Source organism: Staphylococcus caeli, from assembly GCF_051413795.1.
Lineage (GTDB): Bacteria > Bacillota > Bacilli > Staphylococcales > Staphylococcaceae > Staphylococcus > Staphylococcus caeli_A.
In genome coordinates, this window is sequence record NZ_JBOIRQ010000001.1 from 298,195 (window position 1) to 321,357 (window position 23,163).

Genomic DNA, 23,163 nt, shown 5'->3' on the forward strand with positions numbered 1-23,163 from the left:
TTAAATCTTGTCCTAATTTCAAAATAGGGCAGGATTTCTTTTTTTGTGTATCAATATGACTACACACAATCCATACGCTATATATGATTTAATATTTCTTTTTATTTATCTACACCTTATGATAGAATTATAGAGATTATATAAGAGAGGAAGTTAGTTATGACTAAACCTATAGTAGCGATTGTAGGTAGGCCAAATGTAGGCAAATCCACAATTTTTAATAGAGTCGTAGGTGAACGTGTATCAATTGTTGAAGATACACCAGGTGTGACTCGTGATCGAATCTATTCATCAGGCGAATGGTTAACACATGATTTTAATATTATTGATACAGGCGGGATAGAAATAGGAGATGCGCCTTTTCAAACTCAAATTAGAGCACAAGCTGAGGTCGCAATAGACGAAGCGGATGTAATTATTTTCATGGTAAATGTGAGAGAAGGATTAACACAAAGCGACGAAATGGTTGCGCAAATGTTATACAAATCTAAGAAGCCTGTTGTATTAGCAGTAAACAAAGTTGATAATCCAGAAATGAGAAATGAAATTTATGACTTTTATGCACTAGGCTTTGGTGATCCATATCCAATTTCTGGCTCACACGGTTTAGGTCTTGGTGATTTATTAGATGAAGTTGTAAAACATTTTAAAGCTGAAGAGCCAGACCCTTACGATGAGGACACAATTCGATTATCCATCATCGGACGCCCAAATGTAGGGAAATCTAGTTTGGTTAATGCAATATTAGGTGAAGATCGAGTAATTGTATCGAATGTTGCTGGAACAACACGAGATGCGGTAGATACAGAATATAGTTACGATGATCAAGATTATGTCCTAATAGATACTGCCGGCATGCGCAAAAAAGGTAAAGTCTATGAAAACACAGAAAAGTATTCGGTATTACGTGCATTAAAAGCGATTGAAAGATCTAATGTAATCTTAGTTGTTATTGATGCCGAGCAAGGTATTATTGAGCAAGATAAACGTGTTGCAGGTTATGCACATGAAGAAGGTAAAGCCATCGTTATCGTTGTCAATAAATGGGATACTGTAGATAAAGAAACAAATACAATGAAGAAATTCAAAGATGAGGTTCGCAAAGAGTTCCAATTTTTAGATTATGCTGAAATTGCCTTTATTTCTGCAAAAGAAAAACAACGTCTTAGAACACTTTTCCCATATATTAAAGAAGCAAGTGAAAATCATAAAAAACGTGTTCAAAGTTCTACTTTAAACGAAGTTATTACAGATGCAATATCTATGAATCCTACGCCAACTGACAAAGGACGTCGACTTAACGTATTCTATGCAACACAAGTGGCCATTGAACCACCAACGTTTATTGTTTTTGTAAATGATGTCGAATTAATGCATTTTTCTTACAAACGTTACCTCGAAAATCAAATAAGAGCGGCATTTGGCTTTGAAGGTACACCTGTGCATGTCATAGCAAGAAAAAGAAATTAATTAACGGAGGGGATAATATGTCTAAAATCACTGTCTTTGGAACAGGAAGTTTCGGTACTGCCTTAGCAAATGTATTAGCCGAAAATGGACATCAAGTTTTAATGTGGGGTAAAAACGAACAAACCGTTAATGAAATTAACGAGCAACATATAAATAGTAAATATTTAAAAAATGCACAATTGCATTCTACAATCGAAGCAATACTCGATATGGAAACTGCATCGGCATTTTCAGATATTTATTTAATGGCGCTACCAACTAAAGCAATGCGCCAAGTAGCAAAATCTATCGACGCATTACTATCAACTCCAAAAACGTTTATACATGTTGCTAAAGGTATAGAGAATGATACTTATAAACGTGTCTCAGAACTGCTCGAGGATTCCATTTCACCTGATCATAATGCAGGTATTGGCGTATTATCAGGTCCTAGTCATGCTGAAGAAGTAGTTATCAAACAACCTACGACCGTAGCTGCTTCATCTAAATCTGCAGAAGTTCGAAAATTAACTCAGGATTTATTCATGAATGATTACTTACGCGTCTATACAAATGAAGACTTAGTGGGTGTTGAACTAGGTGGTGCACTCAAAAATATTATCGCTGTAGCGAGTGGTGTAATTTCCGGTATGGGCTTTGGAGATAATGCTAAAGCAGCCTTAATGACTAGAGGTTTGGCCGAAATTAGCCGACTAGGTGAAAAATTAGGTGCTGATCCTATTACCTTTTTAGGTTTAGGTGGTATTGGTGATTTAATTGTAACGTGTACATCTACACATTCTAGAAACTACACATTAGGATTTAAATTGGGCGAAGGCAAGTCATTGGATACAGCTTTAAATGAAATGAATATGGTTGTTGAAGGTGTCTATACAACAAAATCCGTTTATCATTTAGCAAAAGAAGTCGATGTAGACATGCCAATCACAAGTGCATTATACAAAGTTCTATTTGAAAATAGACCTGTTGATGAAAGCGTTAAAGATTTAATGGGACGCGGCAAAAAAGCAGAATAGTAGGTAGTATTACACTTTTCTAAGAAATAATAACAATTTGTAATTAAAATCCTATTATTTCAACGTTTTTTGCACATAAATCATTGCAGTAGCTGTATTCGTTGTGTTAAAGTCATAGCATAATGATATAAAGTATCATTATAAACCCTAGGGGAGGTGAATTCATAATGAACAAAACAGATTTAATCAATGCTGTTGCAGAGCAAGCTGACTTAACTAAAAAAGAAGCTGGTTTAGCTGTAGATGCAGTATTCGAATCAATTCAATCATCACTTTCTAAAGGTGAAAAAGTACAATTAATTGGATTCGGTAACTTCGAAGTACGCGAACGTGCTGCTCGTAAAGGCCGTAACCCTCAAACTGGTAAAGAAATTGATATCCCTGCAAGCAAAGTTCCAGCATTCAAAGCTGGTAAAGCTTTAAAAGATGCAGTTAAATAATTCTTTACTTACAGTAAAGCCCTTTTTATAGGGGCTTTTTCTTTTTATAAAGACAATTTAAATACTTTAACTCAACATAAATTTCCAAAGAGATAGTTATCAGGCTAAGTGGAGTGTGACCGAAATCAAATTCTCTAATAGAGATTTCATAGTTCCACCCCGACAAGGTTTAATAGGATTGCAACAAGCTTGATATAAGTGAATTTTCAATTCGTTCATCTATTATCTAATTTAAAATATACCTGAGACATTGATTTTTGTCTCAGTCTCTCTTTTACTTGCAATGTTGATTCAACAAAACATTGTATAATTATGTTGATTTACATATTGATAACATACAATTTATTGATTTTTTTAATCATTTTACATAAATATTTAGAACATTGATTTTCGTTGATTTTAATTTTCCTCATATAATGTTAATATGTATATGGATAATAACGTGAGGTGTGAACATGGAAACGACATTTAGCATATTAGAAACACAAATAACAGAGCGACTACGCGATGTGGAATATAAAGAATCGATTTATATCAATAAAGCGCTAGCACAAATTCTTGATTCTTATGATATTCCTCAAGAAGCTAAATTAGCTTGCCTCACAATAGATACTGCGATGCGTCATTTAGACGAAGTAACTACTTCTTTATCGTCCAAGAAATCTATTTTAATTGGTGACTTGTTGAGCGCGCATTTTTATACAATTTTAGCAAAATTAAATGATCCGGTTTATCAACAAGTGATAAGTACAGCCATTGTAACAGTCAATGAAATGAAATCATCTATTCATCAAGGTACTATTAGTGATGATATAATAAGTGAATTTATATTAAAAATTGAAAATACCTTCCCACTTATTACAATTAATCATTTTGCATCTGTTTCAAATCAGATAGAGATTAATAATCAATTATTAAAAAACATAACTGAGCATCATCCAGCATATTTGAAACACTATTCTAACGAAAAATTAAATTCATTTTTAAACCAAGTTAATACTGAAATACACTTAAAAAGAGGTAATGAACATGGCAGATAATAATGCAAAAAAAGAACAAGTACATAACGTTTTCCAAAATATTTCTGGAAAATATGACAAATTGAATAATATCATTAGTTTCGAACAACATAAAACTTGGAGAAAACGTGTGATGAAAGAAATGAACGTTAAACCAGGAAGCAAAGCTTTAGATGTATGTTGTGGTACCGCTGATTGGACAATCTCACTTAGTAAAGCAGTTGGGTCTACAGGAGAAGTAATAGGTATAGACTTTAGTGAAAATATGTTAGAAGTCGGTAAACAAAAAACATCAGCCATGCAAAATATTCAACTTGTTCATGGCGATGCTATGAATTTACCTTTTGATGATAATGAATTTGATTATGTCACGATAGGTTTTGGATTAAGAAATGTGCCTGATTACCTTGCAACACTCAAAGAATTAAATAGAGTCTTAAAACCTGGTGGAATGGTCGTTTGTCTAGAAACAAGTCAACCAACCACTCCAGTTTTCAAACAATGTTATAAACTTTATTTTAAATTTGTTATGCCGATTTTCGGTAAAATATTTGCTAAATCAAAAGATGAGTATGAGTGGCTACAACAGTCAACTTTTGATTTTCCAGACAAAGAAAAATTAAAACGATTATTTACACAAGCTGGTTTCAGTAATATCAAAATACGTAGCTTTACAGGTGGCGTTGCAGCAATGCACCTTGGCTATAAATAAAAATGAATCAACCAAAGGTGATTAGCGTGGCAAAGTTAAATATGAATAGTGAAATCAAAAAAATTGAAAAACAATTAGAGCAGTCTATAAAAAGTAACGATAGTGTTCTTGAAGCTGCTTCATATCATTTATTTTCTTCAGGTGGTAAACGCGTTAGGCCAGCCTTTGTAATATTAAGTAGCCAGTTTGGTAAATCTATGAATGAAGATGTTTATCGCGTTGCAGTAGCCCTTGAGTTAATTCATATGGCGACCTTAGTCCATGATGATGTTATTGATAAAAGCGATAAGCGACGAGGCCGTTTAACGATTGCTAAAAAATGGGATCAACGTACTGCAATACTTACAGGCAATTTTTTATTAGCACGAGGTTTAGAGCATATATCCAATATTGAGGCCAATCATGTACATGCTGTAATTTCAAGTGCAATTGTTGAAGTGTGTAGAGGTGAACTTTATCAATTTCAAGATCAATTTAATTCTGCGCAAACGATTACAAATTATTTGCGTAGAATTAATCGTAAAACAGCCTTACTCATTCAACTATCCACTGAAGTAGGTGCCATTACTTCCGGTGCAGATGCTAAAACAGTACGTAATTTAAAAATGATTGGACATTATATTGGCATGAGTTTCCAAATCGTTGATGATATTTTAGATTTTACAAGCACTGAAAAGAAACTAGGCAAGCCAGTAGGTAGCGATTTAATGAATGGTCACTTAACATTACCTGTACTTTTAGAAATGAGACAAAATGAATCATTTAAAAAACAAATAGAGCAACTTAATCCAAATAGCAGTATAGAATCATTTGACCAATGTATCTACCAAATTAGAAATTCTGATGCAATTCAACAATCACAAGCCATCAGTGATAAATACCTTGATAAAGCATTACGTTTAATCGATCAGCTAGAGAATGAAGACTCTAAGCCACTCTTTAAAAAGCTTATAAAAAAAGTCGGTAAAAGAAATGTGTAAGTTATGTGAAAAACGTTGAAAGCGCTTTAATAACCTGTTAAGATATTAATGTAATTCAAAACATATTTTTTATGAATCTTAATTGATTACTTATCTGCTGATTTAAAGGTAAGTCATCGATACATAACAAACAGGGGGATTTACACAAGATGGAAAGAACATTTCTAATGATTAAACCAGATGCGGTACAAAGAAACCTAGTTGGAGAAATCATTTCTCGCATCGAAAGAAAAGGTCTTAAATTAGTTGGCGGTAAATTTATGACTGTACCACAATCACTTGCTGAAGCACATTATGCAGAACATACAGATAAACCTTTTTATAAGCATTTAATTAGTTTTATTACTTCAGCACCTGTGTTTGCTATGGTAGTTGAAGGTGAGGATGCTGTTCATGTATCTCGCCATATCATTGGTAAAACAAACCCTTCTGAGGCAACACCAGGTACAATTAGGGGTGACCTTGGTTTAACAGTAGGAAGAAACATTATCCATGGTTCGGATTCAGTAGCTTCTGCTGACAAAGAAATTAATCTTTGGTTCAAACCAGAAGAACTAAGTGATTACACAGAATCACGTGAAGCATGGTTATACGAATAATAATATGAGCGCACAAATTAAAAGAGCTGATTGAATGTTAACATTCAATCAGCTCTTTTAGCATTATACTAATAACTCAGCCATTAATTTTGATTCTAATAGTAACTGTTTAATACAATAAAAAAAGTACAAGTGTTAAACTTATAAAATAGCAAATCATCATAAAGTGAGACGATTATGAATCATTTTAAAATTTTCTGTTAATTTGAACAATTGAATATGTTAAGATATAGAACATATATTAATTTAAAGTGCTAAAGAATGGAGCGGATAAAGTATGAGATATTTAACTTCTGGTGAGTCACATGGACCACAACTAACAGTAATTATAGAAGGTGTTCCGGCAAATTTAGAAATCAACGTCGCAGACATAAATGAAGAAATGTTTAAGCGTCAAGGTGGTTATGGCCGTGGAAGACGTATGCAAATTGAAAAAGATGCTGTAGAAATCGTTTCGGGAGTTAGAAATGGTTATACTTTAGGTAGTCCAATTACTTTGATTGTTACGAATGATGATTTTACACATTGGAGAAATATAATGGGAGCTGATCCAATTAGCGATGAAGACCAAGAAAATATGAAACGTGTTATCACCAAACCACGTCCTGGTCACGCAGATTTAGTTGGCGGTATGAAATATAATCATAGAGATTTAAGAAATGTCTTGGAGCGTTCATCCGCACGAGAAACAGCTGCTCGTGTAGCCGTTGGTGCAGTTTCTAAAATCTTGCTTAAACAATTGGATATTGGATTTTACAGTAGAGTGGTAGAAATAGGTGGCATCAAAGATGATATCGAATACGATATCGAAACAATTAAATCAAATATAGATAAAAATGATGTTCGTGTAGTGAATGATGAAATTGCTCAAGCTATGCGTGATAAGATTGATGAGGCTAAAAAAGCTGGAGATACAATTGGTGGTGTTGTACAAACTATCATCGAAGGTGTACCCGTAGGTATTGGCAGTTATGTACATTATGACCGTAAACTTGATGGTAGAATTGCACAGGGTGTAGTAAGTATCAATGCATTTAAAGGTGTAAGTTTCGGTGAAGGTTTTAAAGCCGCAGAAAAACCAGGTAGTGAAATACAGGATGAAATACTCTATGACACAACTCAAGGTTATTATAGAGGTTCAAACCATTTAGGAGGGTTTGAAGGAGGCATGTCAAACGGTATGCCGATTGTTGTTAATGGCGTAATGAAACCAATTCCAACACTTTATAAACCATTAAACTCAGTCGATATCAACACTAAAGAATCTTTCAAAGCGTCAATTGAACGTTCTGATAGTTGTGCTGTACCGGCAGCCAGTGTTGTTGTAGAAAATGTAGTTGCTTTCGAATTAGCGAAAGCCTTACTTGAAGAATTTCAATGCAATCACATTGAACAACTCCAAGCGCAAATTAAAGAGCGTCGTTTATTAAACATAGAATATTAATATTAGACTTATTAAATTTATGAAATAGCAGGGTGATGACATGAAATTAGAAACAACGTACAATACTAATAATTATCCTATTATAGTAGAACATCATGCACTAGACCAATTGCATCAATATATTAATCACTATCAAGATATCGTACTTTTTGTCGATACACAGGTGAATCAAGTGTGGCACGAAACACTTGATTTTATCACTTCTGATCATGATGCATATAAATTTGTTATACCATCTGGTGAAACCGCAAAGACATTTGCTTTCTATGAAGAAACTATCGAATTGCTATTAAGTAAGCAGTTAACACGTAACACTTGCCTGATAGCAGTTGGAGGTGGCGCGACTGGTGATTTCACTGGATTTTTAGCAGCTACATTGTTAAGAGGCGTTGATTTTATTCAAGTTCCTACTACAATACTGGCACATGATTCTAGTGTTGGCGGAAAAGTAGGCATTAATTCTAAACATGGTAAAAACTTAATCGGTGCATTTCATCGACCAAAAGCTGTTATCTATGATTTAAATTTTTTAAAAACGTTACCATATTCAGAAATTTTGAGTGGTTATGCGGAAGTTTATAAACATGCATTGTTAAATGGACCATCATCCCTTGCAAACATTGAAGCACAATATCCAAATGAAAAAACGCTCCAGGATTTAACAGATATAGAGTATTATTTATATAAAGGTATCGAAACAAAATTAAATATCATCGTTCAAGATGAAAAAGAATCGAACATTCGAAAATACCTTAATCTAGGTCATACATTTGGTCATGCAGTTGAATACCAATTCAAAATTCCTCACGGTCACGCAGTGATGATAGGTATTATCTTCCAATTTATTGTTTCTAATTTACAGTTAAGTACTAATTATGATATCAATCATTATGTATCTTATCTAAAATCTTTAAATTATCCATTTGATGTCGTACAAAACTTCACTTTCGAATCACTATATCAATTGATGTTAAAAGACAAAAAGAACGATGAAGACGGTGTACAAATGGTATTGTTAAAAGAAATTGGTAATCCGACTGTTAAACATATTGATAAAGCTACGTTAGCGCAAGCTTTTGACATATTTAAAACATATTTTGAAAAGTAGGTGTCTAAACTCATGGTAAACAGTAAAACAATCGACATTCATGGTCCATTAATTGGTGAAATAGAAGTTCCAGGCGATAAGTCAATGACACATAGAGCAATTATGTTGGGGTCATTAGCTACAGGTAAGTCAACGATTTATAAACCACTCTTAGGGGAAGATTGCCTACGTACCGTAGAAATTTTCAGATTGTTAGGCGTACAAATCCAGGTACATGAAGATAAAATCGAGATTGATTCTCCTGGTTATAAACATTTTCAAACACCACACCAAGTGCTATATACAGGTAATTCTGGTACAACAACGCGCCTAGTTGCCGGTTTATTATGTGGACTTGGCATAGAAACAGTACTATCCGGAGATGAATCTATAGGTAAAAGACCTATGGATAGAATTATGAAACCTTTAACGCATATGCAAGCCAATATTACCGGTATTAACAATAATTACACACCGTTAATCATTAAACCTGCACAAGTAAAAGGAATAACATATGAAATGGAAGTTGCAAGTGCACAGGTAAAGAGCGCTATCCTATTCGCAAGTTTATTTGCAAATGAACCTACTTACATTAAAGAATTAGATACGACTAGAAATCATACTGAAACAATGTTCCAACATTTTAATATTCCTATCTCAACAACTAATCAGACGATTGAAATGCCACAACGCGGTATTGATCATATTCAACCAACTGATTTCCATGTACCAGGAGACATCTCTTCGGCGGCATATTTTATTGTTGCAGGCTTGATTACACCAAATAGTGATATTACAATACACAATGTTGGCATCAACCATACTCGTTCAGGTATTATTGATGTCGTAACACAAATGGAAGGTAACATTACATTATTTAATGAGACAGATGGTCCAGAACCTACTGCGTCAATCCGTGTGCAATACTCATCTAACTTGAAACCCATTCAAATAGCTGGAGATTTAGTGCCTAAAGCAATTGATGAGATACCAATTATTGCACTTTTATGTACACAAGCCGGTGGTACGAGTATTGTTAAAGATGCTGAAGAATTGAAAGTAAAAGAAACAAACCGCATAGATACAACAGCAAACATGTTGAATTTATTAGGATTTACGCTACAACCTACGAATGATGGTTTGATTATACATCCTTCTGCTTTAGAGCAAACAGCAACCGTCAATAGTTTTACAGATCATCGAATTGGTATGATGCTTGCGATTGCATCATTGCTGACTGATGAAACTTTAACGATTGAACAATTCGACGCAGTCAATGTTTCATTCCCTGGATTTTTATCCAAGTTAAAACAATTAGAAAAAGAGGGATAAAAGTATGGAAGATATCTATAAACTAATAGACGATATCAACTTACAAAAATTAGATAACCTAGATTCACGTGTAAATGATGCGTTAAGTTCTCCAAAAGATGACGCATTGTTTATTTTAGGTGAAACACTATATAACTATGGTTTAATGCCTCAAGGTCTAGAAGTATTTCGTACGCTTTACCATAAGTACCCAGACGAAAGTGAATTATTAATTTATTTCATAGAAGGGCTTATGGCTGAAAATCATACTGATGAAGCACTGGAATATTTAAGTGAAGTTGAAGTTTCAACTGAACGCTTGATGTTAGAAGCTGATTTATATCAACAGCTCAATATGCTTGAAGTGGCAATTAGTAAACTTGATGAAGCCATTGATATTGAGCCAAACGATCCAATCATTCACTATGCATTAGCAGAGTTATTATATTTCGATGGCCAATATTTACGTGCCACGTCTGAATACGAAACAGTACTAGAGACTGGTGAATACGAAGTCAATGGCGTAAATCTATTTTCTCGTTTAGCAGACTGTAGTTTACAAAGTGGAAATTATAGTGATGCAATTAAAATGTTTGATGAAATCAGTGAAGATGAAATGGATTCTGAGGATTATTTCAAAAAAGCTATCGCGTATGAAAAAAATGAGTTAACTCAAGAAGCGATAAAATTAGTACAAACTTTATTATCTAAAGACCCAGATTTCCTTCAAGCTTATTTTTATCTACAGCAATTATACGAAAATGAACACAATCATGCAGATGCTATTGAAATTGGTAAAGAGGGACTTAGACTTACACAGTTTTATAAAGAACTTATGGCTTCAACGGGTGCAATCCAAATTGAACATGGAGATGCTAATGAAGGTGTACAATTATTAATACAAGCCCTTGAAGTAGACAATGCATACCAAGAACCGTTGCTTATATTAAGTGATTTCTATCGACAAGAAGAAGACTATGAAGCACTTATTGGTTTATTACAATATGTAGATGAAGAAGATTTAGATCCTGTATTTATGTGGCATCTAGCATTTGCGCTGGGTCAAGAAGAACGCGATAAAGAAGCGCAACATTTCTTTGACCTCGCATATCCTACATTACAATCTCAAGCCGCATTTTTAAGTGATTACTATTTCTATTTAGTTGAAATTGGACAAAATAAACAAGCTGAAACTATTTTGAACCAATTACTAGAACTAGAACCATCAAATGAAATTTGGCACGATGAGGCAGAAAGATTACAGTCTTTCTAATGAAGGAAGGTGCATGCCATGTCTGATACGTTACTTCAGTCAAAAGCTACCTTTATTGAATATTTACTGTTTCGCTATTCTTTCAAATCTAGAATTAGTGTTTGGGTCTTAAATTTACTTAAATCATCGCCAGATTTACTGCAACAAGTGCATTTTATCGATGAGCCAATTGCACAACATAATACACTAGAATTAGCTACAATAAATACTAAGCAACCTGCAATTAAATTGACTTTATCAGATAGTCAACTCGTGAATAGCAATGAAATATTTGACTATATTGCACAACATCACCATGCTATTGATATTAAAATCTATTTTGACACATCACTAGACAGAGAACCTAAATTAGATGACTTATTGATACAACAATTACTTCAATCGCCTTACTATGCTGTTTATATGCACGATATTTATAGCATGCCATTATCTAAGCAAAGTGAATCATCCATTATTGCGCACTTAAACGATAATATTGATTTGAGTTTGCAAATGCAGGATAGGGCGTTATTTTATCAACTAACTCAAATACTAAATACATTTGAGTTAAGAAATGTAAATACACCGACGAAGGATTGACGTTATGAATTTAAAAACACTCTGGCATTTAATGATTTACCATAAAGGTATGTTGTACTTTTTATTAACCTGTAATTTAATAGGTACTATTTATGGTTATATTTGGTATGGTAGTCAATTAAACGCAACGGATATACAATTTAAATTATTTGTACCCGATAGTCCTACCGCTTCATTATTTTTATGTATTGCCATCCTAGCATATATTCTAGGAAAACAATTCCCCATTATAGAAGCGCTCGCTTTTGTTACACTCATAAAATATGGTGTATGGGCAGTTATAATGAACATATTGCTTTTTATTGAGTATGACACTATCACAATTGCGGGATGTATGCTTATTCTCTCACACGGCATAATGGCGATTGAGGCTTTAATATTCTATCCTAGATTTAAAATATCAATGGTTGGTTTTGTTATTGCTATGATTTGGGTATTCCATAATGACGTGATTGACTATATTTATATGCAGTATCCATATTATGATTTCATTGCTAGTCATCTTGCAGGAGTGGCATATTTAGCTTTTTGGTTAAGTATCATACCGTTAATTCTTTATTTAAGTTTAACTCAATTTAAAAAGGCTAAAATATTTGACCACTAATGATGTACACAGTAAAATGTTTATAAAGGAGTGAGGTTTTTGTCTTTTATTTATATGATTATATACTTTGTTATTTTGATGGTGTTACCGCTTTGGGCACAGCATAAAGTTAAATCAAATTATGAAAAATATTCACAGGTTAGATCTACAAGTGGTAAGACTGGTCAAGAAGTTGCCTTAGAAATACTTCATGCAAACGGCATTTATGATGTTGATGTAGTAGAAGGACAAGGTTTCTTAACAGACCATTATGACCCTAGAAAGAAAGTGCTCGTGTTATCACCAGCTAACTTTAGTAGACCATCAGTTGCAGGAACTGCAATTGCTGCTCACGAAGTAGGTCACGCGATTCAACATGCACAAGGCTATTTCTTCTTGAGATTCAGAACATCATTAGTACCTCTTGCAAACATTGGTAGCTCAATTGGTTACTTAGCAGTATTTGCTGGTATCATTTTAACAAGCTTACAAAGTACTTTAGGTTCTACAGCATTATGGATAGGTATTGCATTTATGTCATTCGCAGTACTATTCTCAATTGTTACACTTCCTGTAGAATTTAATGCAAGTAGTAGAGCGATGAAACAGATTCAGAGTTTAAATATTGTTAATGAAAAAGAATACAGACACGCTAAAAAAGTCTTAACAGCTGCCGCAATGACATATGTTGCATCAACTGCAGTTGCATTAGCAGAACTTGCAAGATTTATTCTTATCGCAAGATCAAGTGATTAATTTTTTGCAGAGCCCAAACTTCTATATGGAGTTTGGGTTTTTTCTTTATGTTAAGCATATACTTATTCCAATTATTTTAGTGATAAAACTTTTTAAAAATTTTAGTTTATTTAGTTATAACTATAAGCCTTAACTGTTGCAGGAATAATGCATGAAACCTAAAATTAGTCTATACTATATAAGAAAACGTTAAGAATGAGAGGCGTATATGATGAAGTCTATGAAAGAGATGCAAATAGAAGTGGATAACTATATTGGTCAGTTTAAAACAGGTTACTTTTCACCTTTAGCAAACTTGGCACGCTTAACTGAAGAAGTGGGCGAACTTTCAAGAGAGATTAATCATTACCATGGAGAAAAGAAGAAAAAAGCTTCTGAAGCTGAAAATACAATTAAAGCAGAATTAGGTGACAATTTATTTGTATTAATGTGTATAGCGAATTCACTAGATATTGATTTAACTGAAAGTTTTGATGAAACTATGCAAAAATTTAATACAAGGGATAAACATCGATTTGAACGTAAATAGAAGATTTAAGATAGAGAAAGGATGTTCTACCTTATGAAAATAGGCATCACTTGTTATCCATCGATGGGTGGATCAGGCATTATAGCTACTGAGCTAGGGATTAAATTAGCAGAACGCGGACATGATATTCATTTTATTACTTCCAATATCCCTTTTAGAATACGTAAACCATTACCAAATATGACTTTCCATCAAGTCGAAGTAAATCAATATGCTGTATTTCAATACCCACCATATGATATTACCTTAAGTACAAAAATTGCAGAAGTCATCAATGAATATGATTTAGATTTATTACATATGCATTATGCTGTGCCACATGCAGTTTGTGGCATCCTAGCAAAGCACATGTCTAAGAAGGACATCAAAATCATGACTACATTACACGGTACTGACATTACTGTACTTGGTTACGATCATTCATTAAAAAATGCCATTAAATTTGGTATTGAAGGTAGTGATGTTGTTACAAGCGTGAGTCAGTCACTTGCACAGCAAACATACGACATTATAGAAACTGACAAACCCATAGTTCCAATTTATAATTTTGTCAGAGAAAAAGAATTTCCAACGAAACCAGAAGTACCTACACAAAGTGATCAACAACTTAAAGACTGTTATGGTATTAAAGCTGATGAAAAGGTACTCATTCACGTTTCTAACTTTAGAACTGTTAAACGTATAGACACTATCATCGATACATTTTCCAAAGTACATCAATCAATTCCTTCTAAGTTAATCCTACTTGGTGATGGACCAGAATTAATGGCAATGAAGGAAAAGGCTCGTCAACTAGATTTAGAAGACCATGTACTATTTTTAGGTAAACAAAATTGGGTTAGTGCGTTTTATCAAATTTCAGATTTAGTATTATTGCTAAGTGAAAAAGAAAGTTTTGGATTAACTTTACTTGAAGCAATGAAATCCGGAGTAGTACCAATCGGATCAACTGCAGGTGGAATTAAAGAAGTCATCAAACATGAAGAAACAGGATATATTGTAGACATAGGTGATAGTCATGCTGCAAGTGACTATGCAATTCAACTATTAACAAATCCAGAACGTTACAAACAAATGCAAGCACGCATGCTCGAAGACGTTGCTGAACGTTTTGCTTCAGACTTAATCACTGATGAATACGAATATTACTACAAACAAATGTTAGAGGGTAACAATGACTAATTCATTATTTGAAAAGGCAAAACCTATAATACAAACATTACAAACACATGGCTTTCAAGCATACTTCGTGGGTGGCTCAGTGCGTGACTATTTAATGAATAAGTCTATTCACGACATAGATATTACAACCAGTGCCACACCCGATGAAATAGAATCAATTTTTGAGAAGACGATTCCCATTGGTAGAGAACATGGCACGATCAATGTTGTCTATCAACATGATCAATATGAAGTCACGACCTTTAGAGCTGAAGGTGAGTATGATGATCATAGAAGACCAAATGAAGTTTATTTTGTAAGAGACTTGTATGAAGATGTTAAACGCAGAGATTTTACTATGAACGCCATTGCTATGGACGATAACTATCAAATCCATGATTATTTTGACGGTAAAACTGATATTTCGAATAAAATCATTCGCACAGTCGGGCAACCAGATGAACGTTTTAACGAGGATGCATTACGTATCATTAGAGGGTTGCGTTTTCAATCACAACTAGGCTTCCAACTAGAGCCACATACATATGAAGCAATGTTAACGCATATGGCCGATATTAAACATTTATCCATAGAACGCGTCGTGGTAGAGTTGGAAAAACTAATAGCTGGAAATTATGTTGATGAGGCCTTCATAACTTTAAAGCAATTGAAAGCATTTGAACATATACCATTTTTCAGGCATTATGATTGGAATTCTTTTTCAATTGATATACCTATGACATTTACATTATTCATAGCAATGTTAAAAGTGCAACAACCAGATGTTGATGCAAAAATAACTGCACTAAAAATAAGCAATCGTGATAAAAAAGAAGTGGCAACTCTAGAACAGTTGATAAATGACATCAAGCAAATCCACACAAAAGCACAATTAAAATTATTTGTTTATGATTACGGTAAAAAAGATATATTAACTGTGTTATCTTATACGCAAACATTAGCTGAAAATAATATCGCTCAATTATCGCCACTCATTTTAAACGAAAAAGCCATATCAAACATAGCAGATCAATTACCCATTTCAAGTCGTGATGAAATGGACATTAACGGTAAAGACATATTAGAAATAACAAATAAAAAAAGCGGACCATGGTTAAAAGATACGTTGCGTGCTATTGAATGTGCAATTATAGCTGATGACGTTCAAAACTTAAAACCGGATTTGATAAAGTGGGTGAAGACACATGTCCAAATATAGTAAAGCAGTAGTATATATGTTGTACCAATATGAACCGGAATATATATCTGGCCAATTTATTGCGGAACAACTTTCCATTTCAAGAACAGCGGTCAAAAAAGTTATTGACCAACTCAAGGCAGAAGGTTGTCAAATTGATTCTATAAACCATAAAGGTCATCGGTTAATTCAATTGCCCGATAAATGGTATAGTGGCATTGTATTCCCAACCATCCAAACTCAGAAGTTATTTGATCACATCGAAGTATTTGAAAATATTGATTCTACGCAATTACATGCCAAACAAAAATTGTTGGGCAACAATGACAGCTTTTTAATACTTAGTGACGAGCAAACTAAAGGGAAAGGTCGGTTTAACAGACCTTGGTCATCAATCAAAGGCAAGGGCTTATGGATGTCTCTCGTTTTACGTCCAAATGTGCCATTTGATATGATTACAAAATTCAATTTATTTATGGCATTAGGTATACGTGATGCCATCCAAACTTTTAGTAAAGAAACAGTTTCCGTTAAATGGCCAAATGACATTTATATCAATCAACGTAAAGTCTGCGGTTTTTTAACTGAAATGGTTGCAAATAGCGATGGTATAGAAGCTGTAATTTGTGGTATTGGTATCAATATGAATCAAACAGCTAAAGATTTCAGTGGCGAATTAGCTGAAAAAGCAACGAGTATTCGTATACATAACAATGACAAAGTTGATCGATATGCATTTTTAAAAACATTGTTACAGCATATTGAATATCGTTACGCACAATTTCTAAACGAGCCTTTCTCTGCGATTCGAGAAGAATATATAGCAGCATCAAACATATGGCATAAACAATTAAAATTCACTGAAAATGGAGTCCAATTTAAAGGTGAGGCCATGGATATTGACCAAAATGGCTTTTTAATCGTTCGTGATGAGCATAATCAGCAACATCAGTTAATGAGTGCCGATATAGAAATTTAAATAAATTAAATGAAAGGAGGAATCCAAATGGCTAAACCATGTTACGCAGTGATGGATTTAGAAACCACTGGTAATCAATTAGATTACGATGAAATTATTCAAATAGGTATAACGTTTGTCCGCGAAAACAAAATAATAGGTACGTATCATTCAATGATTAAAACCGATTTAGAAATTCCTCCTTTTATTCAAGCACTAACATCAATCGAGGAAGACATGTTGAATCAGGCTCCATATTTTCATGAAATTGCAGAAGACATATACAAGCAAATTGATGGTTGTATTTTTGTTGCACATAATGTTGCCTTTGATTTGAATTTCATAAAAAAATCATTCAAGAATTGTAATATCAAGTATCGTCCAAAAAAAGTAATGGATACATTAGAATTATTTAAAGTGGCGTTTCCGACAGATAAAAGCTATCAGTTAAGTGAATTGGCAGAAGCGCACGGTATAGTATTAAATCATGCACACCGAGCTGATGAAGATGCAGCAACAACTGCGCAATTGATGATTATGGCTTTCAAAAAATTTGAAACATTACCGTTAGATACACTTAAACAACTTTATTATTTAAGTAAAAATCTTAAATATGATTTAAATGATATTATTTTTGAAATGGTCCGTCATTATGATGGAACTTTGTTAGAAGATTGTTATGATCAATTTGAACAAATTATCTATAAGAAGCAAACTGATTTTAAAGCACCTACCGTTAATTTTGAAGGAACTTTAAAAGATTTGTATACCAAAGTTACTCAATCACTTGATTTAACATTTCGCCCACAACAACTTTATTTAGCTGAAATTATACTGGAGCAACTCATGCATAGTGAAAAAGCGATGATAGAAGCACCATTAGGTAGTGGGAAATCATTTGCATATTTACTAGCATCACTAATGTATAATATTGAAACTGGCAAACACGTCATGATTTCAACAAATACCAAGTTATTGCAAAATCAATTACTTGAAAAAGATATACCAACACTCAAACAAGCACTCGATTTTAAAATTAATGCCACTTTAATCAAAAGTAAAAAAGATTACATTTCTTTAGGTTTAATAAGTCAAATACTTAAAGAAGAATCTAATAATTATGAAGTGAGCATTTTGAAAATGCAACTACTGATTTGGGTAACAGAAACAGATACAGGTGATATACAGGAGTTAGATTTAAAAGGCGGACAAAAAATGTATTTCGAACAAAAATTAGAAACATATGTCCCTGTTCGCAATGATATTAATTATTTCAATTTCATAAAGCGTAATGCACAAAACATTCAAATTGGTATCACTAACCATGCACATCTCATTCGTGCGGCACATGACAATGCTATATATCAACTATTTGATGATTGTATTATTGACGAAGCACACCGTTTGCCAGACTATGCATTGAATCAAGTAACGAATGAACTCAGTTATTCAGATATTAAATATCAATTGGGGTTAATTGGTAAGACTGAAAATGAAAAACTACTTAAATCCATTGATCATCTCGAACAACAACGTATACTGGAAAAATTAGATATACCACCAATCGACGTCTTTGGTTTAAAAACTACAGTGAACGAATTACATGAATTAAATGAACAATTATTTACTACTATGTTCAATATTATTCAATCGTCTGATGTTCAAGATGATGAGGTTCATAAATTACATTTTGTATATCATTTTGATGTTACACCTATATTGAATGATTTACATGCGATGATACACAAGCTCAATATGACGTTAGAATTCTTCAATGGTATGAGTCATAAATCAATTAAATCTGTGCGCAAACAATTTTTATATATTAATAATCGCTTTAAAGAAATTGAACAAAGTCTTAAAAATAATCATACTAGTTATTTGTCCATTAAAAACATTAATCAAAAGTCAACAATTAGACTAAATGTTAAGGATTATGATGTGAAAGAAATTTTAACGCAACAAGTATTGGATAAATTTAAATCGTTAACGTTTATTTCAGGTACGCTTACGTTCAATCATTCTTTTGAAAATTTCAAACAATGGTTTAACAAAGATATCACTTTTAACACATATGAAATTGACACTAATGTCATGTCACCAAATCAAACGACAGTATTCATTCCTAACGATGTGTCATCTTATAATTATAAAAATATAAATGATTATGTAACTTCAATCGTTAACTATGTCATTGAATATGTATCAATTGTCGAATCTAAATGCCTTATTTTATTTACTAGCTATAAAATGATGCATATGGTTCAAGAATTAATCAATGAATTGCCAGAATTTGAAGATTATGTCGTCTTGACACAACAACAAAATCAAAATTATAAAATCGTACAACAATTTAATAGTTTTAATAAAGCTATTTTACTTGGTACAGGAACATTTTTTGAAGGATTCGATTTTCAATCTAACGGCATTAAATGTGTCATGATTGCCAAACTACCATTCATGAATCAAAATAACACGAAGTATTGGCTTATGGAATCAGAATTCACTTCAACATTCAAAGACTATGTATTACCTGATGCAGTAACTCGCTTTAGACAAGGATTAGGGCGATTGATACGTAGTGAAAATGATAAAGGGATTATTGTATCATTTGATGATCGCTTGATTAGAAGCAACTACAAACAGTTTTTTGAACAATCCTTAGAAAGTTATCGTCAAAATAAAGGTGATATCAAACAATTTTCCTCAATTCTGAAAAAACTTAAAAAAGATACAGTTAAGAACAAAGAAACATAGCACATGCAACTAGAAGTTGTATTTGTATTTTGTTAAAATATATAAGGATAAGAAAAGAAGATATCAATATAATAGGAGACTGGTTATGAATATAACGATAAAACAAGCAAAACAGTATATTGGCCAAGAAGTAACAATAGGTGCTTGGTTAACAAACAAACGTTCAAGCGGTAAAATCGCATTCTTACAATTAAGAGATGGTACAGGCTTTATGCAAGGTGTTGTTGCAAAAGCAGAAGTTGCTGAGGAAGTATTCCAAAAAGCAAAAGAAATCACTCAAGAATCATCACTTTATGTTACAGGTATCATTAGTGAAGATAATCGTTCTGATATCGGCTATGAAATGCAAGTGAAATCAATAGAAGTCATTTCAGAAGCACACGATTATCCAATTACACCAAAAAATCATGGAACAGAATTCCTTATGGATCATCGCCATTTATGGTTACGTTCTAAAAAACAACACGCAGTAATGAAAATAAGAAATGAAATTATTCGTGCAACATACGAATTCTTTAACGATAACGGATTCACAAAAATTGATCCACCAATCTTAACAGCCAGTGCACCAGAAGGTACGAGTGAATTATTCCATACTAAATACTTTGATCAAGATGCCTTTTTATCTCAAAGTGGCCAACTTTACATGGAAGCAGCTGCTATGGCTCATGGTAGAGTATTTTCATTCGGTCCAACATTCCGTGCTGAAAAATCTAAAACACGCCGTCACTTAATTGAATTCTGGATGATTGAACCAGAAATGGCATTTTGTGAACATGCGCAAAGTTTAGAAGTTCAAGAACAATATGTAACACATGTTGTCAAATCTGTATTAAGCAACTGCAAATTAGAACTTAATGCGCTAGACAGAGATACAACTAAGCTTGAAAAAGTTACAACACCATTCCCACGCATTACCTATGATGATGCTGTAGTATTCTTAAAAGAACAAGGCTTTGATGATATTGAGTGGGGTGAAGATTTCGGTGCACCGCATGAAACTGCCATCGCTAATCATTACGATTTACCAGTATTTATTACTAATTATCCAACAAAGATCAAACCATTCTATATGCAACCAAATCCTGACAATGAAGACACTGTTCTATGTGCTGACTTAATTGCACCTGAAGGTTACGGTGAAATCATCGGTGGATCTGAGCGTATTAACGATCTTGATTTACTAGAACAACGTTTAGGCGAGTTCGAATTAGACGCTGAAAGTTATAGTTATTACTTAGACTTACGTCGTTACGGTAGTGTGCCACACAGTGGATTTGGTCTAGGTTTAGAAAGAACTGTTGCATGGTTATCAGGAGTAGAACATGTTCGTGAAACTGCACCATTCCCACGTCTCTTAAATCGTTTATACCCATAATATTTACAGTACTAATATCATCAAACGTCCAGTCTATTATCAAGGACTGGACGTTTTTATAACATATTTTTACATTGCAGAGAGGAGTTTAACTTTGAATTATGAGCAACTAAAAATCAGACCAGTTGTAATACGACAAGAATTGCTCAATCATTACAATCAACTTGGTATTAATGAAGCCGAACTAATAATATTAATTAAACTCATACATGCCTCTGAAACTTCAAATAAGCAACCAACGATTGAATCATTACAACAAGGCTCTTCACTAAGCACCAGAGAAGTTACAACTATTATACAAAGCCTCATTCAACATGATTTACTCGAACTAAAAGTCAATAAAGACGAAGAAGGTAAATTTACTGAGTATATGAATCTTGATCAATTTTATATTAAATTGAACGAGATTATGGAACAGATTAATTCACAACAAGACGAACAACATACAGAATTAGCCTTCAATACTTTATTTCAGAAAATTGAACAAGCCTTTGGACGTCCGCTATCACCGTTTGAAATCGAAACACTTAATCAATGGCTAGATACGGATAAACATGATTTAAGCGTAATTCAAGCAGCACTAGACGAAGCAATGAGCCAAAATAAATTAAGTTTTAAATATATGGATCGTATTTTATTGAATTGGAAAAAAAATAACGTGAAAACGATTGAAGACTCTAAAAAAATTAGTCGTCAATTCAATCAACCAAAAATGAAACACACAATTAAAAAAGTACCAAAATTCGACTGGCTAAATGGGGAGAATCCAGATGATAAGTAATAAAAAAGCCTTAGAAATGGTAGATGTCATTGCCAAAATGTTTCCAAATGCAGAATGTGAATTGAAGCATGATAATGCATTTGAATTAACAATAGCCGTTCTTTTATCAGCACAAACTACAGATGTTTCCGTTAACAAATTAACACAAAAATTATTTCAAAAATATAAAACACCTGAAGATTATTTAAATGTTGATTTATCAGAACTCGAAAATGACATACGTACTATTGGCTTATATAGAAATAAAGCTAAAAATATACAAAAACTGTCACAATCACTACTAGACAAATTTGATGGACATATACCACACACACATGCTGAATTAGAAAGCTTAGCAGGTGTAGGTAGAAAAACAGCTAATGTGGTAATGAGTGTCGCGTTTGGTGAACCATCACTAGCTGTAGATACGCATGTGGAACGTATTTCTAAACGATTAGGTATTTGTAGATGGAAAGATAATGTTAGACAAGTTGAAGATAAATTATGTCGTGTCGTTCCAAGAGAACGTTGGAATAAAACGCATCACCAACTCATTTTTTTCGGTCGTTATCATTGTCTTGCTAGAAGTCCTAAATGTGATGTCTGTCCATTATTTGAAGATTGTCGAGAAGGGCAAAAACGATATAAAGCTAAATTGAAAGAGGTGTAAGTTGATATGATAACAAAAGAAGATTTTATAAGAATAGAAGTACACCTTGATGAATATGCAAAAGCAAAACAATTAAATTCTAAAGAAGCTAAAAAATTGTTAGATGACTATTTTGATTTAATTGAACAATATTTTAAACAAATCAATGACATAGATGTCATTAAATTCAATGAACTTGAAAATTATCCAGTCGTTCCTATGAATTTTGAAGAGCGATATGATTACATGATTGCACGTAAATATCATTTTATGGGCTATAGTCAGATGAAAACACTCAAAACTGAACTCATTAAAATGAATGCAGCTTATCAAATTATGCAAAAACATAAATTTTAATATCAATTAGAGAAACTGAGAAAGTGTGGTTAATACTTTCTCAGTTTTTTGTTTATGATGAATTGTCAATTTAACTGCAACAGACTTACAGTGAAAATTTCATAAGGTGTACACCAATTAAGACACTTTCTTGGTCGATGATTTATA

General features: G+C 33.1%; 23 protein-coding genes. All 23 read left to right on the forward strand.

The window, feature by feature from the left end:
* The first annotated feature begins 159 nt into the window (after nt 1-159).
* The 23 genes from der (at nt 160) to ACSULM_RS01565 (ending at nt 23,016) form a co-directional block, all read left to right on the forward strand.
* A complete protein-coding gene (der, locus tag ACSULM_RS01455) occupies nt 160-1,470 on the forward strand; it encodes a ribosome biogenesis GTPase Der (RefSeq protein WP_436859974.1) in 1,311 nt (436 codons plus the stop codon).
* A gap of 17 nt (nt 1,471-1,487) precedes the next feature.
* Nucleotides 1,488-2,486, forward strand: coding sequence for an NAD(P)H-dependent glycerol-3-phosphate dehydrogenase (locus ACSULM_RS01460; protein WP_436859976.1), 999 nt, complete (start codon nt 1,488-1,490; stop codon nt 2,484-2,486).
* Between the two features lie 167 nt (nt 2,487-2,653).
* Nucleotides 2,654-2,926, forward strand: a complete 273-nt coding sequence (locus ACSULM_RS01465) for an HU family DNA-binding protein (RefSeq protein WP_002483248.1) — start codon at nt 2,654-2,656, stop codon at nt 2,924-2,926.
* A 455-nt stretch (nt 2,927-3,381) separates the two neighbouring features.
* Complete coding sequence (locus ACSULM_RS01470; protein WP_436859977.1) at nt 3,382-3,966, forward strand: heptaprenyl pyrophosphate synthase subunit A; 585 nt, start codon at nt 3,382-3,384, stop codon at nt 3,964-3,966.
* A complete protein-coding gene (locus ACSULM_RS01475; RefSeq protein WP_436859978.1) occupies nt 3,956-4,657 on the forward strand; it encodes a demethylmenaquinone methyltransferase in 702 nt (233 codons plus the stop codon). The genes ACSULM_RS01470 and ACSULM_RS01475 overlap by 11 nt, the downstream gene beginning before the upstream one ends.
* 26 nt (nt 4,658-4,683) lie before the next feature.
* Nucleotides 4,684-5,637: a polyprenyl synthetase family protein gene (locus ACSULM_RS01480; RefSeq protein WP_436859979.1), complete on the forward strand. Its 954-nt coding sequence runs from the start codon at nt 4,684-4,686 to the stop codon at nt 5,635-5,637.
* Nucleotides 5,638-5,786: 149 nt separating this feature from the next.
* On the forward strand, nt 5,787-6,236 hold the full coding sequence (ndk, locus tag ACSULM_RS01485; RefSeq protein ID WP_436859980.1) for a nucleoside-diphosphate kinase: 450 nt from the start codon (nt 5,787-5,789) through the stop codon (nt 6,234-6,236).
* Between the two features lie 277 nt (nt 6,237-6,513).
* Nucleotides 6,514-7,680, forward strand: a complete 1,167-nt coding sequence (gene aroC / locus ACSULM_RS01490; protein ID WP_436859981.1) for a chorismate synthase — start codon at nt 6,514-6,516, stop codon at nt 7,678-7,680.
* 40 nt (nt 7,681-7,720) lie between these two features.
* Nucleotides 7,721-8,788, forward strand: a complete 1,068-nt coding sequence (gene aroB / locus ACSULM_RS01495) for a 3-dehydroquinate synthase (RefSeq protein WP_436859982.1) — start codon at nt 7,721-7,723, stop codon at nt 8,786-8,788.
* A 12-nt stretch (nt 8,789-8,800) separates the two neighbouring features.
* Nucleotides 8,801-10,099, forward strand: a complete 1,299-nt coding sequence (aroA, locus tag ACSULM_RS01500; RefSeq protein WP_436859984.1) for a 3-phosphoshikimate 1-carboxyvinyltransferase — start codon at nt 8,801-8,803, stop codon at nt 10,097-10,099.
* A 4-nt stretch (nt 10,100-10,103) separates the two neighbouring features.
* Nucleotides 10,104-11,351, forward strand: coding sequence for a tetratricopeptide repeat protein (locus ACSULM_RS01505; protein WP_436859986.1), 1,248 nt, complete (start codon nt 10,104-10,106; stop codon nt 11,349-11,351).
* Between the two features lie 18 nt (nt 11,352-11,369).
* On the forward strand, nt 11,370-11,930 hold the full coding sequence (locus ACSULM_RS01510) for a YpiB family protein (protein WP_436859987.1): 561 nt from the start codon (nt 11,370-11,372) through the stop codon (nt 11,928-11,930).
* 4 nt (nt 11,931-11,934) lie between these two features.
* Nucleotides 11,935-12,534: a DUF1405 domain-containing protein gene (locus ACSULM_RS01515; protein WP_436859988.1), complete on the forward strand. Its 600-nt coding sequence runs from the start codon at nt 11,935-11,937 to the stop codon at nt 12,532-12,534.
* Nucleotides 12,535-12,573: 39 nt separating this feature from the next.
* Nucleotides 12,574-13,269: a zinc metallopeptidase gene (locus ACSULM_RS01520; RefSeq protein ID WP_436859989.1), complete on the forward strand. Its 696-nt coding sequence runs from the start codon at nt 12,574-12,576 to the stop codon at nt 13,267-13,269.
* A gap of 211 nt (nt 13,270-13,480) precedes the next feature.
* Complete coding sequence (locus ACSULM_RS01525) at nt 13,481-13,798, forward strand: nucleotide pyrophosphohydrolase (protein ID WP_436854241.1); 318 nt, start codon at nt 13,481-13,483, stop codon at nt 13,796-13,798.
* A gap of 33 nt (nt 13,799-13,831) precedes the next feature.
* A complete protein-coding gene (bshA, locus tag ACSULM_RS01530) occupies nt 13,832-14,980 on the forward strand; it encodes an N-acetyl-alpha-D-glucosaminyl L-malate synthase BshA (protein WP_436859990.1) in 1,149 nt (382 codons plus the stop codon).
* Nucleotides 14,973-16,178: a CCA tRNA nucleotidyltransferase gene (locus ACSULM_RS01535; protein ID WP_436859991.1), complete on the forward strand. Its 1,206-nt coding sequence runs from the start codon at nt 14,973-14,975 to the stop codon at nt 16,176-16,178. The genes bshA and ACSULM_RS01535 overlap by 8 nt, the downstream gene beginning before the upstream one ends.
* A complete protein-coding gene (locus ACSULM_RS01540) occupies nt 16,165-17,136 on the forward strand; it encodes a biotin--[acetyl-CoA-carboxylase] ligase (protein WP_436859992.1) in 972 nt (323 codons plus the stop codon). The genes ACSULM_RS01535 and ACSULM_RS01540 overlap by 14 nt, the downstream gene beginning before the upstream one ends.
* A 27-nt stretch (nt 17,137-17,163) precedes the next feature.
* On the forward strand, nt 17,164-19,872 hold the full coding sequence (locus tag ACSULM_RS01545) for a helicase C-terminal domain-containing protein (protein ID WP_436859993.1): 2,709 nt from the start codon (nt 17,164-17,166) through the stop codon (nt 19,870-19,872).
* 85 nt (nt 19,873-19,957) lie between these two features.
* Nucleotides 19,958-21,250 carry an asparagine--tRNA ligase gene (gene asnS / locus ACSULM_RS01550; RefSeq protein ID WP_436853891.1) on the forward strand — a complete coding sequence of 431 codons (1,293 nt, stop codon included), beginning with the start codon at nt 19,958-19,960 and terminating at the stop codon, nt 21,248-21,250.
* 94 nt (nt 21,251-21,344) lie between these two features.
* Nucleotides 21,345-22,031 (forward strand): DnaD domain-containing protein, encoded by a 687-nt coding sequence (locus tag ACSULM_RS01555; protein ID WP_436859994.1) that lies wholly within the window; start codon nt 21,345-21,347, stop codon nt 22,029-22,031.
* On the forward strand, nt 22,021-22,680 hold the full coding sequence (nth, locus tag ACSULM_RS01560) for an endonuclease III (RefSeq protein WP_436859995.1): 660 nt from the start codon (nt 22,021-22,023) through the stop codon (nt 22,678-22,680). Before ACSULM_RS01555 ends, nth begins: the two co-directional genes overlap by 11 nt.
* A gap of 6 nt (nt 22,681-22,686) precedes the next feature.
* On the forward strand, nt 22,687-23,016 hold the full coding sequence (locus ACSULM_RS01565) for a YpoC family protein (protein WP_436859996.1): 330 nt from the start codon (nt 22,687-22,689) through the stop codon (nt 23,014-23,016).
* Nucleotides 23,017-23,163: the final 147 nt, after the last annotated feature.